The organism is Endozoicomonas sp. ALE010, assembly GCF_049310165.1.
Classification (GTDB): domain Bacteria; phylum Pseudomonadota; class Gammaproteobacteria; order Pseudomonadales; family Endozoicomonadaceae; genus Endozoicomonas.
The window spans coordinates 19,549-35,099 of the sequence record NZ_JBLYNV010000022.1 but is presented as its reverse complement, the minus strand read 5'-3'; the positions used below and the strand labels follow the sequence as shown (position 1 = coordinate 35,099).

The window sequence follows — 15,551 nt, the reverse complement described above, 5'->3', positions numbered from 1 at the left end:
ATTCTTTTGAAATAAAATAGAATCCATCAGTCTGTTCAGGAGAAGGTTCTGAAGCCCCTTCCATAGGTAAAAACTGAGATCTGACGGGATAACTGATAAGCAGAAAACTGAACTAAAACGGTAGTATTCAGGCGGTAAAAAATATAGCTAGATACGACAAAAAACAATAGCCAATAAATCCATATTTAGATAATTTGCAGAATATAATTTCAAGATATCTCTTTTAAACAGGAATAGTTGCCAACAACAACCAACCTGATAACAAATGATCTACTCTTGAAATCATTTGTCAGGAGACAAGACCGTGACACGTGTCAATGCACTGTCCGCCAGACATCATTATTATTGAGCATGGATAAAAAGGCCTTTCCTATGCAAGAACAAATGATTCATTCACTCAAAGAAGTGAGAGAAAAGCAGCCGCTGGTTCACAACATCACCAACGATGTGGTCACCAACACCACAGCCAATGCCCTGCTGGCCATTGGTGCATCGCCGATCATGGCCCATGCCATTGAAGAAGTCGCTGATATGGTGAGCATTACCGGCAGCCTGCTGATCAATACTGGAACGCTGACCGGCTCCAGTCTGCAAAGTATGCTTCTGGCCACAGAAACGGCATTACAACTTGAAAAGCCCTGGATTCTCGACCCGGTCGGTGTCGGGGCAACACCCTTCCGGCTGACAGGCAATAAACAGTTGCTGGCCAACAAGCCATCCGTCGTACGGGGCAACGCCTCCGAGATCAAAGCCCTGTTTACCGGTGCCAATGAGGGCAAAGGCGTCGACAGCAGCACTAGCAGTGAGTCTACCCTGGAATTTATTCAGGAAAAGGCCCGTGAACATCACCTGATTATCGCGGTAACCGGTGCTACCGATTATGTGACCGATGGCTACGACGTCTACAAAATCAATAATGGCCACCCTATGATGGCCAGAGTAACCGGCACCGGTTGTACGGCAACTGCCATCATCGGCGCATTTCTTGCGGTCTGCGATACACCACTGATTGCGGCCGTATCCGGCCTTACCTGTCTTGGCATTGCCGGCGAACTGGCCAGTATGGATTGCCCCGGCCCTGGCTCCCTGCAACTGCGCATACTGGATGAGCTGTACTTGCTGGACCGGGCCACCATTGAGAAATTTGAAAAAGTGAGCAATATGAGAAGGAGCTGTCATTGAGTCTGCTGTCATCTATTAGACCTCCTCTGCCCGGTATTAACCTGCGGGAGAGATTCAAAAAACCAGGTATTGAGTTACTGGGCCTGCCGGTCAGGCTGTTGCCATCAGCCATGGTGAACAAGCCGCTGACCAAAGCCATCAACCACATCTTCCATACGCCAATAGAAGAAGGCGATTTTGATTTTCTGGAAAATCGCTGCCTGAAAATCCATATTACCGATCTCGACATCAGCTTCTTTATCAGTTTCGATGGCAGTCAGCTGACCGCTACCGGCCCACGACACTTTGATGTTGAATTCCGGGGAGACAGCAAATCTTTCCTGAAACTGGCCGGCCGACAGGAAGACCCGGATACCCTGTTCTTTCAACGCAGCCTGATGATTGAGGGTGACACTGAGCTGGGGCTTGGAGTAAAAAACCTGCTGGATAGCCTGGAGCTGGAACAGTTGCCGATTCCTGTGCAGCAACTGGCGCGAGTGGGGCAGCAATTGCAGAGAAAAAAAGTCTGACGCAGTGGGCAGTTGGCAGTGCCTATTAAAATCCACTGTCCAAAAAGCACAATAAAAGCTTTGCTTTCCGGCAATGTTGCTGTTTGCCGGGGAGCCTCTGCCTTGCCGAAGTGTTTACAATCCCGCAACCATTTCGATAGTAAAACTCTATGGCAATATAAAGCCTGTCGTCAGACAACCGGTTCAGTTCGAATAAAAACATAATGTATGTAAGAAAAACGCTCAAAAAACAGAACGCAAAAATTTGAATTTCAGAACTTGGATCAAGCGCTTGATAAAAAAGACAATATGCTTTTCAAAACCAAAGAGAATGCATGATTTCGTCATTGGCTTATTGATTAATAGGATTGAGTTTGGCATTAATATTCACGGGATATAAGAGGTTTAGCCCATTATACAATGACAACTAAATTTGAGATTGACATGACAGACACAATAATAAAAAAAATCCTCTGGACAGCACTGACATTTAGCGTTCTATTGAGCACACAGGCCAATGCAGCCTGTATGTTCTGGCAAGACTGTGACGCCTACAAAACCAAATACCCTATTGTTCTGGTGCATGGTGTGGCCGGGTTCGACTCCATTCTGGGCATTGATTACTTTTACGGTGTTCACAATGCTCTCAAGGAGAGAGGTGCCGAAGTCTACAGCCCCAACCTCTCTGCCTGGGAAGACGCCTATGTCAGGGGAGAGCAGCTTGTGACCTATCTGGAAGATTTACAAGCCGCCACCGGTGCCGAAAAATTCAATTTGACAGGGCACAGCCTTGGTGGACCCACTATCCGTTACGCAGCGGGTGTCAGGCCTGACCTAGTAGCCTCTGTAACCACCATAAACGCCGTCAACTTTGGCTCGGAGTTTGCCGATGTGGCCCGGGGCCTGGTTCCGATGGGTGGGAACACAGAAGCTTTTATAGCTCAGGCTCTTGAGCTGATGGGTCAAATAACCGACTTTCTTGCTGGCAACCCTGAGAATCCGCAGGATGCCCTGGACTCGATCACATTCTTGACGACAGCCGGTGCGGCAGAGTTCAACAAAAAGTTTCCCGACGGCATGCCATCCTCATCTTGTGGCCAGGGTGCCCAGGAAGTGAATGGAGTGCATTATTACTCCTGGGGAGGCAATGATGCCGCAACCAACGTTTTTGATATTTCAGACGCCTTCCTGATGCTGACCAGCACAGGCATCAGCGGCAACAATGATGATGGCCTGGTCGGCCAATGCAGTCAGCACTGGGGTAAAGTCATTGGCACTGATTACAGCCTGAATCATTTGGATGCTATCAATCATCTTTTTGGTATTCACCATCTTTTTGAAACCGATCCGGTTACCCTTTATGAAAACCACGCTGTACGCTTGAAAACAGCAGGCTTATAAAAGCAAGGTGTCATCAGTTGGAGAAGGTCTATGAAAGGTCTTCTCCAAACGGTACAGGCAGATAATTCATGAAAGCATCACGACGCAGACAACTCAAAATATCCTGTTTTATCTGTTTCTTGTTTTGTATTGGCGTAATCGTCTATAAACAAATCGCTGAAACAGATAGTCAGCCTGAGGCAGCCCAACCTGTTATCTCTGACCAGTCCTCACCCAATGCTCTGGAAAAGACATCATCAAATAGTTCAGCGGTTTATATGTCCAGCTTCGGAACCTTGCCCGATACACTTCAAGACACCAAGGTTATGGGACGTCTGGCTGTAGACGATAATGGACACCTGATCATTGCCAGTGATATCAGGCAGATCTTCGACTACTTTCTCTCTGCCGTAGAAGAGGAACCGATTGAAACCATTCTTGGCAGAATCAATGAATACCTGACGAACTCACTGACTGAACCGGCACTGTCTGAGGCCAGGGCGATTCTGAACAGTTATATCGACTTAAAACTCGCCTTGTACCGGTTGAAGCTGGAACGCTCTCCCTCTCTTCAGGCATTAGCGGCGGATGGTATCGAATTTGATAAAACGCTCTATCTTTCTTTGCTAGAAGCGCAATTTTCAGACATCGACCGACTGAAATCCATCTATTTGACCAGAGAGGTCCGTGAAGCTTTCTATGGCAAGGAAGAACGATACGATCAATATACCTTTGCCAAAATGAACGTATTGAACGATGGCTCCCTCAGCGATCAGGAAAAGCAGTATCAACTTGAGCAGATTGACGCAAGTGCCCCACAGGAAATGATCGAAGCCAGAAGGGAGGTTCAGATCATTGATGAATTACATCGCAGAACAGCGGATTTAAAGCAGGCCGGAGCTGACGAAAGTGAAATTCGATCCCTCAAAATAGAGATGTTTGGCTACGAGGCAGCAGAGCGTTTTGAGCAGCTGGAAAAAGACCGGGCTGTCTGGCAGTCCCGGATCGACCAGTACCTGGTTCAGAGAAATCATATCCTGTCAGCAGAAGGTTTAAGTCAGGAGGATCAGCAAGAGCAGATAGAAACCCTCAAAGAGTCGCTCTTTGAGGCCAGAGAGCAACTCCGGGTCGAAGTCTATGAACGACAAAAAACAGGTGCCTGATGCAGGCCAGCAGCTCAATTAAGGAATCAGATTTTACCATAGTCTCTGAGAATCAGAGGCTATAGAAAGAATGGTTATGCTCCTGTGGACTCGTTCCCACGCAGAGCATGGGAACGAGGGTGTAAACCCTGTGACTCCGCCCCCCCTTGGCAATTGCCACGAAACAAGTTCTGCATTTACCTGAAATTTGTGAAGGTCACTCCCCGCAAAAGCACAAGCAGCCTGTCTCTTTCGGCCAACAGCCAACGCCTATTAAAATCCACTCCCCAAAACGCACCCCCCCCCCAGCAAAGTTACTATTTGCCCGGAAACCTCTACCTTGCCAAAGTATCTACATCGTATACACTGGTATATTTACACAGCAGATATGGAGGGACAATGCGAACAGAATCCACCATCAAACGCTGGGGCAACGGCCTGGCCCTGCGGATCAGCGGACCGATGCGGGATATTCCCGGTTTTGAAGAAGGTATGGGGGTTGAGGTTGAGATCCATGCCGATGGGTTGTTTATCCGCCGCAAGGTGCCCGCCGGTCCGCTCCCTTATTCAGAACAGGAGCTGGTCGCCAGCCTGAAGGAGACCCTGGCAGACAATAAAGTCAGCGACTGGCTGGAAGATACACGGCCAGGTGAGGAGGACTTTTGATGGCCTCCTCAAGTTCCGGGGTTTACATACCCGAGAGGGGTGACATTGTCCTGCTTGATTTCCATCCGGGCAAGGGGGGCGAAATTGGCAAGCGCCGACCGGCACTGGTGCTCTCTTCGCGCCTCTATAACAAGGCCATTGGCCAGGCCATTTGTATTCCCATCAGCTCCCGGGGTAAAAAACGGCCCGCCAATGTGGAGATTTGCGGCCTGGATATAGAGCCATCCTTCGCTATTCCGGGGCTGATTCGTACCCTGGACTGGCAGCATCGCCGGGCTGAACGGGTTGGTCATGTAGATGCAGCCGTTTATAAAGAAGCGATCCTGAAGCTACTTCCCCTGATTGGCGCTGAAACATTCCTTGATTAACCGCCAGACAAACATTCTCAGGCTTCGCCTGTCACAATCAAAATCTGCCCCCGCAAACCTCGTCAGTCTGGGATAAAGTTGAGCAATCTTGTCCTCAAAGATCGCGAGAAGGAGGTAAAAATGATGTTACCGCACTCGGAGCCAGAAACAATTTAAGGCGTACTTTGACGTAACGCCTTGTGGAAACCGCTCAGGTTTTATGAAAAAACACAGACGGTGAAATCTTGAATCGCTCGGACAGAGCCTGAATATGATCTCTGGTCAGGTTTCTTGAGCCGTTTAAGATCATCGATACCAGGCTTTTACTGCCTAATTCGGTTTTAAGATCATCTGCCTTTAAGTGGTACTGATCCATCAAAGTCCGAAGAATAGCGACACCATCATCAAGTGCTTCGATGCGTCGGTTAAACTCAGAAAACTCTGCGGATTCTTTTTCCCATTTTTCAATAGCGATAGAAAGCACCTCAATCAATGGCAGGTATCGGTCATAATCTTCAATCAGTTCATCCATTAATTCCAGAGCTTGCTCATACTCAGACTCATTGTGGATGCGACTGATGAAACGAGCCTCTGCAAAAAAGTCCACTGCCTTTTCTTTTAAATTGGCGTATCTCATGAACCGGCCTCCTTTAGGTACTTTTTGCATAACTTGTCGTACTCTGAATGAGGGACAATATGCTTCACGTACATTCGGTTATCTCTAAATTCGATAAAGGCAATGAGTCGCAGGTTATTACCACCAATATCAATAATCCACCACTTGTCCTTGTATTTAAAATTATCCAGGCTTGGAAACAGGGCCTTCAATGCTTGCGGGCTGCTAAAGTCACCGTTTCGCAATGCTTTATAAGCGGCATCAATGGCAGCTGCATTGTTAGGGTATTTCTTGGCCGCGTCGTGAAACGGCTTCCTGGAGATAACGTGCATAGTGGTCTCAAAATTTACTTATTGTGAACTTTAGCATAGGGTTGATTTGTTTACAAATTGTGAATATTGCCTTTATATGCAGGGAAGCCATATTGCAATTGATGACAATCGAGGTCGTTTTCAAGTGACAATACAGGGTTGGCCAAGCGAATGATACCGCCTCTGACATCGTTGCCTTAGGAGTTGCCTGGAAATAACTTCCCTATTTTCATTGCCTGACTCCGTTCGGACAGAGCTTGTCGAAGTTCGGTGGCACGACCCTTCGATACTTCGACAAGCTCAGCACTCAGGGTGAACGGAAATCGGGAACTTATTAAAAGACAATTCCTTATGAGCAAACTGACGCTAACCGTTACCCCTGAAGTCATCAGACAAGCCAAAATATATGGCGCAAGCCAGCAGCAAAGCTTATCCAGGCTGGTTGAAAATTTTCTGAAAACCCTGCCCGAAGAGCCGGACACAGGCAAAGTTAGACCCGAAAAACAACTAACCGGCCGCAATGCGGAGCTGGCAGGCATTATCAGCGAAAAAGAGCTGATTTTTAATTATTACCTGAAACTATGAAAACAGGAAAGACCTGAAATAAACAATATATATAATTGGTAGTTTATCCACTACTCTCTTACTTAACTTTCTACCGTGCACCATCCATTTGTTCGCTAATCGTCGTTTTTACATAAGTCATTCGTCATTCATTTTTCGTTTTTTAAACCGTGATTGAACGCTTTGCAAACTTTCCCCGGTATTTGAGGTGTAAGCAATGAGTCGTATGTCTATTACATCAGGCAAAAAGGCCCTGGTCCTGGCTATCAGTTCGGTGCTGGCTGGATGGGTTGGCAGTAATGGCTCGTATGCCGATGGTTTAGACGATTGGCCTCCTAAACAAGCGGTACCAATCAGTGGTAATGAAGAAAAAACTGTGCCAGCCGGGATAATCACGATAAAAGATACTTGCGATGGGGGTAGCAGTCAGTCAGCATGCAACATTTCAATGACCGGTGGCACACTGACAATCCCGTCTAATGCCACTATCAAGGTAGAGGGAACAGGGGATGCAAGTATTGTCAGTAAAACTGGCAATAATACAATTACTAATGAAGGAAAGGTGAGTGTAGTTAAAGATGCTACGGGCGTACGATTAAAAGCTGACAAATTAACCATAGGTGGTGGCGGTGAGATTGATGCATTTTCGGGTGCGGACGATACCACCGGCGTTGTCATTGAGGGCGGCGAGCTGACAAACTCCAGCACGGTAAAGGGTTCTAATTCTAAAGCAGCTATTAAAATTGAGGGTGGCACGCTGATAAACTCCGGCAGCATAGAGAGCTCTGCAGCAGCTATAGAAATCACTGGAGCAGCTACCGCTACCTTTAATACGGGATCTACTGTTAAGGGATTACATGCCTCTGCACCCGTGGCGATTGATGCATCAGCCGCAACAGGAAAGGTCACCGTTAATATCAATGAGGGTACGTTTACTGGGGATATAAAGGGCAATGCCGGGAAAGACAATGAGCTGAACATTAAAAAAACTGGCGACGGCATCAAGAACAATATCAGTGGTTTTGAAACTATCAATATCACCGGCACGGGCTGGACAGCCCAGGGGCATGTATCCGGTGCAAACAAGTTGAACACCAACAGCGCGATCGAAGACCTTTATGTCAGTAAAAAAGATTCAGACTTAGTGACGAGCGCTGATCCTGATACCCTTAGAATTAAAATGGCATCTGAAACTCTGGCGATTGAAACCGATACCGCCAGCGGTGCTGACAGCAAAGTCAAAAATCTGCATATACTCGATGCTACACATCTCAACTTAAGCGACGGTAACAGCTCGTCGCCTGGCCCCGCTACAGTTGACACAATCACTGTTGGCGGCACTGCTGGCTGGCAGGTTGATGGTGTGGCTAAAGGTGTAACCGAAGTCAACACCACCGGCACCGTTGGCAAACTTTACGTCGATGATAAAGAGGCTAGTGAACTAAGCAGTATTCAAAGTGCTGCCGGTTTGCTGAAGGTAGGATCTGAAAACCTGAAGATTACCACCAATAGTCCTGGCACAATAGAACACCTGCATATACTGGGCGCTAAACAGCTCACCTTTGGTGAAACATCCTCTGGCTCCGCCTCGGTCGGGCAAATCAATGTTGGCCCTACCGCTGCCTGGACAACCGCTGGTAAGGCTGAAAATGTAAGCGTAGTCAAAACCACTGGCACCATTGAAAATCTCTATATCATCGAAAACGAAACGCCAGTCAGTGCTGCTGGTTCTTTATGGGTGAAATCTAAGTCTGACGGTCTAACAATCGCTACCAATATAAGCGGTGGTGCCGAAGGTAAAATCAGCAACCTGCACATACTCAGTGCTAAAAACAAGCTCACACTAAGCGATGACGAAGCAAATTATCAGTCCGGCTTTGCCACAGTTGACAAGATCATTGTTGGCGAAGAAGTTGGCAAACCAGATGGCGATAACTTGGATGTTGACGGTTTTGCCAGCGGAGTAACCAAACTCAACACCGTCGGCATTATTAATCTTAATGTTTATGATAAGAACCCTGAGACAAGTGGTGGTAGTAATGGGAGTGATACGCTCAAGGTCATCTCTGAAAAACTGGCGATTGTTACCGACATCGCCAAAAACCCTAACAGCAAAATCGAGAACCTGCATATACTCGGCGCTACACAGCTAAACTTAAGCGACAGCGTTAATGAATTTGGCCCCGCCGCAGTTGAACAAATCACTGTTGGCGATACCGCTGGCTGGCAAGTCAACGGCCTGGCCAAAGGAGTCAGCGCAGTCAACACCCGCAGTACCATTAACAATCTTTATGTCCGAGGCAATGCTGCTGTACCAAGTGCCATTACAGACAAAGAAAAAGACAACACTGTCGGTTCTTTGCAGGTAATGTCTGACCAGCTGGCGATTGTTACCGATACCGCCAGCGGGGCTGAAGGCAAAATCAACGACCTGCATATATTGGGTGCCACAAAGCTAACAGGAACAGCCCCTGCTATTGAAAATATTCAAGTCTATAGCGCTGAAGATTGGAAACTGCTCCCTGTTTTGAGTGGCGTTAAAAACATCACTGCCAAAATGCCTGCATCTGCATCAGGGGCTTCAAGTGTCCCAACATTTATTAGTGCAATTTCTTTGAGATCCGATGCAACAAATTTAAATGATTCTGATGCAAAGACTCTAAGTATCAAAGCTCTCAAATCCGATACAAACCACCCCAATATCACTGCAGATAAGCTCGGGCTAATAGAAAAACTGACCATCGGTAAAGAAGCAGGGATTGGCGATATCTCCAATGTGAAAAATATCGAAATAGCTACAGCTTCAGCTGATCCTGATTGGCAGGTCGGTTTGGTAAACAATGCCTCTGAAATTACTGTCACTAACAGCACCGTTAACAATCTTTCTGTCAACGTTAGCGGCGCTAATGTACCTGTTGGCAATCAAAGAAGTGCTGTCGGTTCTTTGCAGGTCAGGTCTGACGCACTGAAGATTGCTACCACCGGTTCTGGCAAAATCGACAATCTGCATATATTGGGTGGCACAGAGCTACAAGGATCGGGCCCTGTTGCTATTAAAAATTTAGAAGTCAATAGTGCTGACAGTTGGAAACTGCTCCCTTATCTGAGTGGCGTTGAAAAAATCACTGCCAAAATGCCTGCATCTGCATCAGGGGCTTCAAGTGTCCCAACAGTTATTAGTGCTATTTCTTTGGTGGGGGCCAATGCAAAAGATTTAACTAAGGATGCAAAGACTTTGAGTATCGTAGCTCCCAAGTCCCCTGCAACCTCTCCCCAGGTCACCGCAGATAAGCTCGGGCTAATAGAAAAACTGACCATCGGTAAAGCAGCAGGGATTGGCGATATCTCCAATGTGAAAAATATCGAAATAAATTCAGCTACTACTGATTGGCAGGCCGGTTTGGTAAAAAATGCCTCTAAAATTACCGCCACCAGCACCATTGAACATCTTCACGTCGACGATAGTAAAGCTAAAGAATTAAGTGCCATTGACAAAGCTGACGGACGACTGAAGGCAGGATCTGACAATCTGACGATTGTCGCAAATGCAAGCGATAAGTCCGCGAGCAAAATCAACAACCTGCATATACACGGTGCTGCACAGCTCAATATCAGCGATGGGAAAGACCAGCCCGGCCCCGCCTCGGTTGATAAAATCATTGTTGGCAAAACCGATGGCTGGAAAGTCAGGGGTTTGGCCAAAGCTAGTAACGTCGAAACCACAGGTACCATTAAGCATCTTTATGTCGGTACCCAAGACCACAAGCTAAGTGCGAGTGCAATTGAAGACACTGCTTCTTTGCGGGTGGTGCAGTCTGGCGAACTGAATATCAAAACTGATAAAAACGGCGACGCTGACGGCAAAATTGACAAGTTGCATATATTGGGTGGTACAACGCTGAAAGGCACAGATCTTGTTATTAACAATATTGAAGTCAATAGCACTGACGATTGGAAATTGCTCTCAGCTCTGAGTGGCATGAAATCCATCACTGCCAAAAAGCCTGCATCAGGAGAGGATTCAGGTAACCAGGAAGTTATTAGTGCGATTACTTTACAAGGGTCTGGTGCGACAAAGCCACCAGAAAACGTTTCAAAGACTTTAAATATTAATACTCCCAACTCCATTCAGATCAGCGCAGATGAGTCCGGGCTAATAAAAACTCTGACCATCGGTGATGCAGCCGCGGCTGGCACTATCTCAAATGTGAAACAGATTAAGATCAATTCACCTAATTCTGATTGGCAGGTCGGTTTGTTAAAAAACCCTTCTCTAATTACTGTTGATGATGCTGTCAAGGCAAACTCCATAACCATAAAAGGTCCCGGTAGCCCCGCCTCCAGGGCCAGCTCTGGCTCGACGAAGGGTGTCTTGAACGTAGCGTTTGACCAACCGGCGGATGATTTCTTTCACATTACAGGTGGTGATGCGATTGCCAAAATTGATTTTGCTAATACCAGCGAACGCCCCAGTCTCAAGTTTACGCCAACTAAGAGCATGACGTTTGACAACATAAACGGTCACCCCTCAAAACAAGATACCCTTGTATTTACGGGAGATGTAGGATTTTCTGATGATAAGAATAAGATGCCTGCAGGCTTTTTCGGCATTGAATACCGCTATATGCCTGACTCTGTTCCTGCCAACCTGAAAATGCTTGAATTGTCGTCTATTGACCAGTATTCAACAATCAAAGCTGTCAAAAAAGGATCTGAAGACAGTGATGGAGCACTTAACATTCCATTTGCTACTGCGAGCATGCCGACAGCGTTTTATCTGAAAACCGCCGACGATACGCACTACTCCATCGACTTCAGCTCTACTGACCGCCCCACCACGACCTTTGAAATTGCTAAAGGTCTGGTTACCGAACTCAAGAATGACAGCAGTAAAAATGACCAGTTAGTAATCCGTGGTGGTATTTTAGAGGGAGATATTGACAGCATCAGCTCTCTGGCCATAGCCGGTGGAGAGGCCGATGCCGGGGACTGGACGGCATCTGGAACGTTCAGCAACCTGAACAGCGTCAATGTCCTTGATAAAGGGGTATTAACCGCACTGAATGTTGCCGGGCCATCAAAGTCAGAGCAGCGCTCCGCACCAGGCCAGACCCTGAATGTAACCACTGCCAGCGGCCAGCCGCTGCCGGTTACTGTGTCCAAAGGCGGCCAGCTTAACACTTTGAAGATCAATGATGGTGCCAGCCTGGCAGCAGTTAAACTGCAGGGAGCTACCACCATTAACATTGACGAGAATGCTAAAAATTGGAACGTAGGTTCGGTTACGGATGCTGGTGCCATCCAGGCACCAACCCATGAGTTTACCCAGGTCAAGTTGGGTAAGGATTTAACCACTGGCCCGGTGAATCAGCAGAACCTGGTGTTAAATACCCTGAGCCATCCGGTATCGATAACCGCAAAAGGGATCAAAACGCTGGAACTGGCCAGTGGTGCAAGACTGGGAAATGCTGACGGTGTCAAACAACTGAACATTACCGGTACTGACTGGTCAGCGAAGGAATGGTTACCCGGGGTAAGCACGGTGCAAACCTCCAGTGCCATCTCAGACCTTTCAGTTACCAATAAACCAGCACCTGCAGGTGATGTTCAAGGCAACGCTGCCGAATCGCTGAATTCACTGAAGGTGGAGTCTGACAAACTGGCAATTGCCACCGATGCTAACGGAAAAATCGACCACCTGCAGATACTCGGTGCCACAGAGCTCAGCTTAAGCAGTGGTGTGAATAAGTTTGGCCCCGCCGTAGTGGACAAGATCACTGTTGGCAAAGATGCCACTGGCTGGAAAGTTACCGGATATGCCAGCACAGTCAGCGCAGTCAACACCAAAAGTACCGTGAACAATCTTTATGTCCGCGATGGCAACGCTGCTATACCAAGTGCCATTCAAGACAAAGACATCGCTACCGGTTCTTTGCAGGTGATGTCTAAAGAGCTGGCGATTGCTACTGATACTGTCGGAGCTCAAGGCAAGATCGGTAACCTGCATATACTCGGTGCTTCACAGCTCAACTTAAGCGACGGCGTTAATAAACTTGGCCTCGCCGCCGTTGACAAAATCACTGTTGGCGATATCGCTGGCTGGCAAGTCAATGGCCTGGCCAAAGGAGTCAGCGCACTCACCACCGACGGTACCGTAAACCACCTTTATGTCAGTGATAGCAACGCTGTTGTAATAAATGCTATTACAGACAAAGACAACGCAGCCGGTTCTTTGCAGGTAATGTCTGACGAACTGGCGATTACCACCACTAAGACCGGTGCTGCTGCTGGCAAAATCGACCAATTGCATATATTGGGTGGTACAAAGCTAACAGTATCAGCTCCTGTTATTAACAATATTGAAGTCAACAGCGCTGACGATTGGGAACTGCGCTCAGCTATGAGTGGCGTGCAAAGCATCACTGCCAAAAAGCCGGCATCAGGGAACCAGACAGTTATTAGTGGTATTTCTTTGGTAGGGGCTGATGCAGAAAAGCCAGGCCAGCCAAAGACTTTAAATATTAATGCCAAGTCTGATAACCCAATTCAGATCAGTGCAGATGAGTCCGGGCTAATAGAAAAACTGACCATCGATAAAGCTGCGGTGGTTGGCACTATCACCAATGTGAAAAACATTGACATAAAATCCAATGATTGGCAGATGGGTTTGGTGACTGATGTTGACCGCATTCAGGCAGAAAGCCTTAAATCAGTCAGGGTAGGTAAGGCTTTAAAAGCCGATTTGGTGAAGCAGCAAAGCCTGGTGTTAAATACCCAGAGCCGCCCGGTATCGTTAACAACAGCACAAGGGATCGATACGCTGGAACTGGCCAAGGGTGCAAGACTGACAACGGCCGACGCGGTTCATCATCTGAAAATTACCGATAATGACTGGTCAGCAACTGGAGCGGTTACCATGGTCGGCGATAAGGCCAGCATTGATATTATGGAGGGAATTAGCGTTGGTGCCATTGGCACGATTGCCACGATTGGCAAAGATGTTCAGGTTGCGGCGAAAAAAGCTGATGCTGTAGCGCCGCCATCATCGCTGAAGATTGCCTTTAACCCAACTGAATCTAAAACACTGAAAGTGACTAGCAGCGGTAATATAAAGGGCAATATTGATTTCACCGGGGTATCCGAAAACGCAACAGTAACTCTTGAGCAAACAGGCGGTATGATAGAAGGCAATATCACCGGTGTGAGTGATATTATGATCAGCGGTACCGATGAGTTAAAAGGCTCTATCAAAGGTAAGGTTAAATTAGATATTGTTAAAGGCGGTAAACTGAAAATCCACGAAACAGTCAATGACGGTGGCGACCTTTACCATCAGGTTGGCGATTTGGAGATGGGTCCCGGTACAAATCCCGACCGACCAGTGGTCGTTGCAGATCGCATTGAAATTGAACCTGATGCCAAGGTGGTTGTGGACCTGAAAGAAGTACAAATTAAAGATAAAGAAGAGTTGATGATCTCCAAAGCCCCCATCAAACGAGCCGTTACTCTGGATGTTAAGAATGAGCAGTATGAGCACTTTACCGCCATGCTGGATAGTAAAGATAACAAGCGTATGGTGGTTGCCAGGGAACCTATGGTCAACCATGTCCGTAAACTGGCGACAGCCGGTGGGGCACCCGCTTCTGCTGTCAGAGCCCTGGAAGTTGCCGCTAACAAAAAAGTGGCGGTGAGCGAAAGCGATGACAACCTCAATAAATTTGTGGTCCCTCTTGCCAAAACCTCCGACCAGGCTGCCCAACTTGCCAGACAGCTCACCCCGGATAACACCGCCAGTGCCGTCAGTGCCGCCCAGGGCGCACAGCGAATGTCCGGTAAAGCCATTGAGACCCGCACTACCAGCATCCGCACCGGCATCAGCAGTGGCGATATGATGGAGTCCGGCGGGTTCTGGATTCAGTATGCCTATAACGATGCCACCCAGGATGAACATGACGGTGTTTTTGGCTTTGATGCCAAAACCAATGGCTTTACCCTGGGGGTGGATACCGAACTGGATGATATGACCGATGTGGGGCTGGCCTATACCTACGCTAAAACAGATATCAGTGGTAAAGGCTCTGGCGGCAGCATGGATTCCAAAAATCATATTTTCAGCCTGTACGGTGCCTTTACCCAGGATGAGATGTTCCTGGATGGCCAGCTCAGCTACTCCTCTGGTGATAATGACGCACGGCGCTCCGTCGTTGGTAATGCAGTTAAGGCTAGCTATGACACCAAAAGCTGGGGCATCAGCCTGACAGCTGGCTATACCATGCCCATGGATGATGACTGGAGCTGGCAACCACTCGGTGCCTTTAACTACTACCGTATAGAGACTGATGATTATTCAGAATCCGCTGCTCTTAATCACCTGGCATACGACAATGTTAAAAATGACAATTACTCTATTTTAGAGCTTGGTGTCGGGGTTAAGTTAATGGGCGATATCTACATGGATGATATGGTATTCCAGCCAGCCTTCAAACTGATGGCCTTCCACGACTTTAAGGATGACCCGGTGACCATGACCGCTCACTATGCTGCCGGAGGCGATAGCTTTGTCGTACACGGTGCCAAGCGTGACGATAACCGCTTCCAGTTTGCCGCTTCGGTGGATATGGAGTTGGATAGTAATATGACGCTGTCGTTCAACTACAGCCATGACTGGATGGATAACTTCAAGTCCGATGGGTTTATCGCCCGGCTGCGGTATGACTTTTAGCAGGAGGAGTAATATTTCAGGCTAACGGTTATGTGTGCGTAGTGCTTATAGAGTGTGTACAGAGTTGCCTCCCTTTTCGGGAGGCTTTTTTTTTGCAGAGAAATCCGAGAAAACCGGAGTCAAGCCCTGATTC

General features: G+C 47.5%; 10 protein-coding genes and 1 pseudogene. 9 read left to right on the top strand and 2 right to left on the bottom strand.

Annotation, left to right across the window (positions count from 1 at the left end):
* Positions 1–372 precede the first annotated feature (372 nt).
* The 7 genes and pseudogenes from thiM (at position 373) to ACO6UY_RS11150 (ending at position 5,226) form a co-directional block, all read left to right on the top strand.
* Entirely contained in the window at positions 373–1,182 is an 810-nt protein-coding gene (gene thiM, locus ACO6UY_RS11180) for a hydroxyethylthiazole kinase (RefSeq protein ID WP_422445870.1), read from the top strand.
* The gene (gene ubiT / locus ACO6UY_RS11175) at positions 1,179–1,691 is read left to right on the top strand and encodes a ubiquinone anaerobic biosynthesis accessory factor UbiT (RefSeq protein WP_422445872.1); all 513 of its coding nucleotides are present in this window, start codon (positions 1,179–1,181) and stop codon (positions 1,689–1,691) included. Before thiM ends, ubiT begins: the two co-directional genes overlap by 4 nt.
* 208 nt (positions 1,692–1,899) lie before the next feature.
* Positions 1,900–2,070, top strand: a pseudogene (locus ACO6UY_RS11170) (IS1 family transposase); the annotation flags it as partial.
* Between the two features lie 44 nt (positions 2,071–2,114).
* Positions 2,115–3,071: an esterase/lipase family protein gene (locus ACO6UY_RS11165; protein ID WP_422445874.1), complete on the top strand. Its 957-nt coding sequence runs from the start codon at positions 2,115–2,117 to the stop codon at positions 3,069–3,071.
* A gap of 68 nt (positions 3,072–3,139) precedes the next feature.
* Entirely contained in the window at positions 3,140–4,213 is a 1,074-nt protein-coding gene (locus ACO6UY_RS11160) for a lipase secretion chaperone (protein WP_422445876.1), read from the top strand.
* A gap of 378 nt (positions 4,214–4,591) precedes the next feature.
* Entirely contained in the window at positions 4,592–4,858 is a 267-nt protein-coding gene (locus ACO6UY_RS11155) for a hypothetical protein (RefSeq protein WP_422445878.1), read from the top strand.
* Positions 4,858–5,226 carry a type II toxin-antitoxin system PemK/MazF family toxin gene (locus ACO6UY_RS11150; protein ID WP_422445880.1) on the top strand — a complete coding sequence of 123 codons (369 nt, stop codon included), beginning with the start codon at positions 4,858–4,860 and terminating at the stop codon, positions 5,224–5,226. Before ACO6UY_RS11155 ends, ACO6UY_RS11150 begins: the two co-directional genes overlap by 1 nt.
* Positions 5,227–5,416: 190 nt before the next feature.
* Here ACO6UY_RS11150 and ACO6UY_RS11145 read toward each other — a convergent pair whose 3' ends face one another.
* Together ACO6UY_RS11145 and ACO6UY_RS11140 are read right to left on the bottom strand one after the other, a co-directional pair.
* The gene (locus ACO6UY_RS11145) at positions 5,417–5,842 is read right to left on the bottom strand and encodes a helix-turn-helix domain-containing protein (RefSeq protein ID WP_422461695.1); all 426 of its coding nucleotides are present in this window, start codon (positions 5,840–5,842) and stop codon (positions 5,417–5,419) included.
* The gene (locus ACO6UY_RS11140) at positions 5,839–6,153 is read right to left on the bottom strand and encodes a type II toxin-antitoxin system HigB family toxin (RefSeq protein WP_422445884.1); all 315 of its coding nucleotides are present in this window, start codon (positions 6,151–6,153) and stop codon (positions 5,839–5,841) included. Before ACO6UY_RS11140 ends, ACO6UY_RS11145 begins: the two co-directional genes overlap by 4 nt.
* Positions 6,154–6,483: 330 nt before the next feature.
* Between ACO6UY_RS11140 and ACO6UY_RS11135 the strand changes: the two genes are divergently transcribed.
* Together ACO6UY_RS11135 and ACO6UY_RS11130 are read left to right on the top strand one after the other, a co-directional pair.
* Complete coding sequence (locus ACO6UY_RS11135; protein ID WP_422445885.1) at positions 6,484–6,717, top strand: DUF6364 family protein; 234 nt, start codon at positions 6,484–6,486, stop codon at positions 6,715–6,717.
* 196 nt (positions 6,718–6,913) lie between these two features.
* Positions 6,914–15,418, top strand: a complete 8,505-nt coding sequence (locus tag ACO6UY_RS11130; RefSeq protein ID WP_422489950.1) for an autotransporter domain-containing protein — start codon at positions 6,914–6,916, stop codon at positions 15,416–15,418.
* Positions 15,419–15,551 lie beyond the last annotated feature (133 nt).

Coding starts and splice junctions, on each gene's coding strand:
- thiM (WP_422445870.1), top strand. CDS start 373: ATGCAAGAACAAATGATTCATTCACTCAAAGAAGTGAGAGAAAAGCAG.
- ACO6UY_RS11165 (WP_422445874.1), top strand. CDS start 2,115: ATGACAGACACAATAATAAAAAAAATCCTCTGGACAGCACTGACATTT.
- ACO6UY_RS11155 (WP_422445878.1), top strand. CDS start 4,592: ATGCGAACAGAATCCACCATCAAACGCTGGGGCAACGGCCTGGCCCTG.
- ACO6UY_RS11140 (WP_422445884.1), bottom strand. CDS start 6,153: ATGCACGTTATCTCCAGGAAGCCGTTTCACGACGCGGCCAAGAAATAC.
- ACO6UY_RS11150 (WP_422445880.1), top strand. CDS start 4,858: ATGGCCTCCTCAAGTTCCGGGGTTTACATACCCGAGAGGGGTGACATT.
- ACO6UY_RS11160 (WP_422445876.1), top strand. CDS start 3,140: ATGAAAGCATCACGACGCAGACAACTCAAAATATCCTGTTTTATCTGT.
- ACO6UY_RS11130 (WP_422489950.1), top strand. CDS start 6,914: ATGAGTCGTATGTCTATTACATCAGGCAAAAAGGCCCTGGTCCTGGCT.
- ACO6UY_RS11145 (WP_422461695.1), bottom strand. CDS start 5,842: ATGAGATACGCCAATTTAAAAGAAAAGGCAGTGGACTTTTTTGCAGAG.
- ACO6UY_RS11135 (WP_422445885.1), top strand. CDS start 6,484: ATGAGCAAACTGACGCTAACCGTTACCCCTGAAGTCATCAGACAAGCC.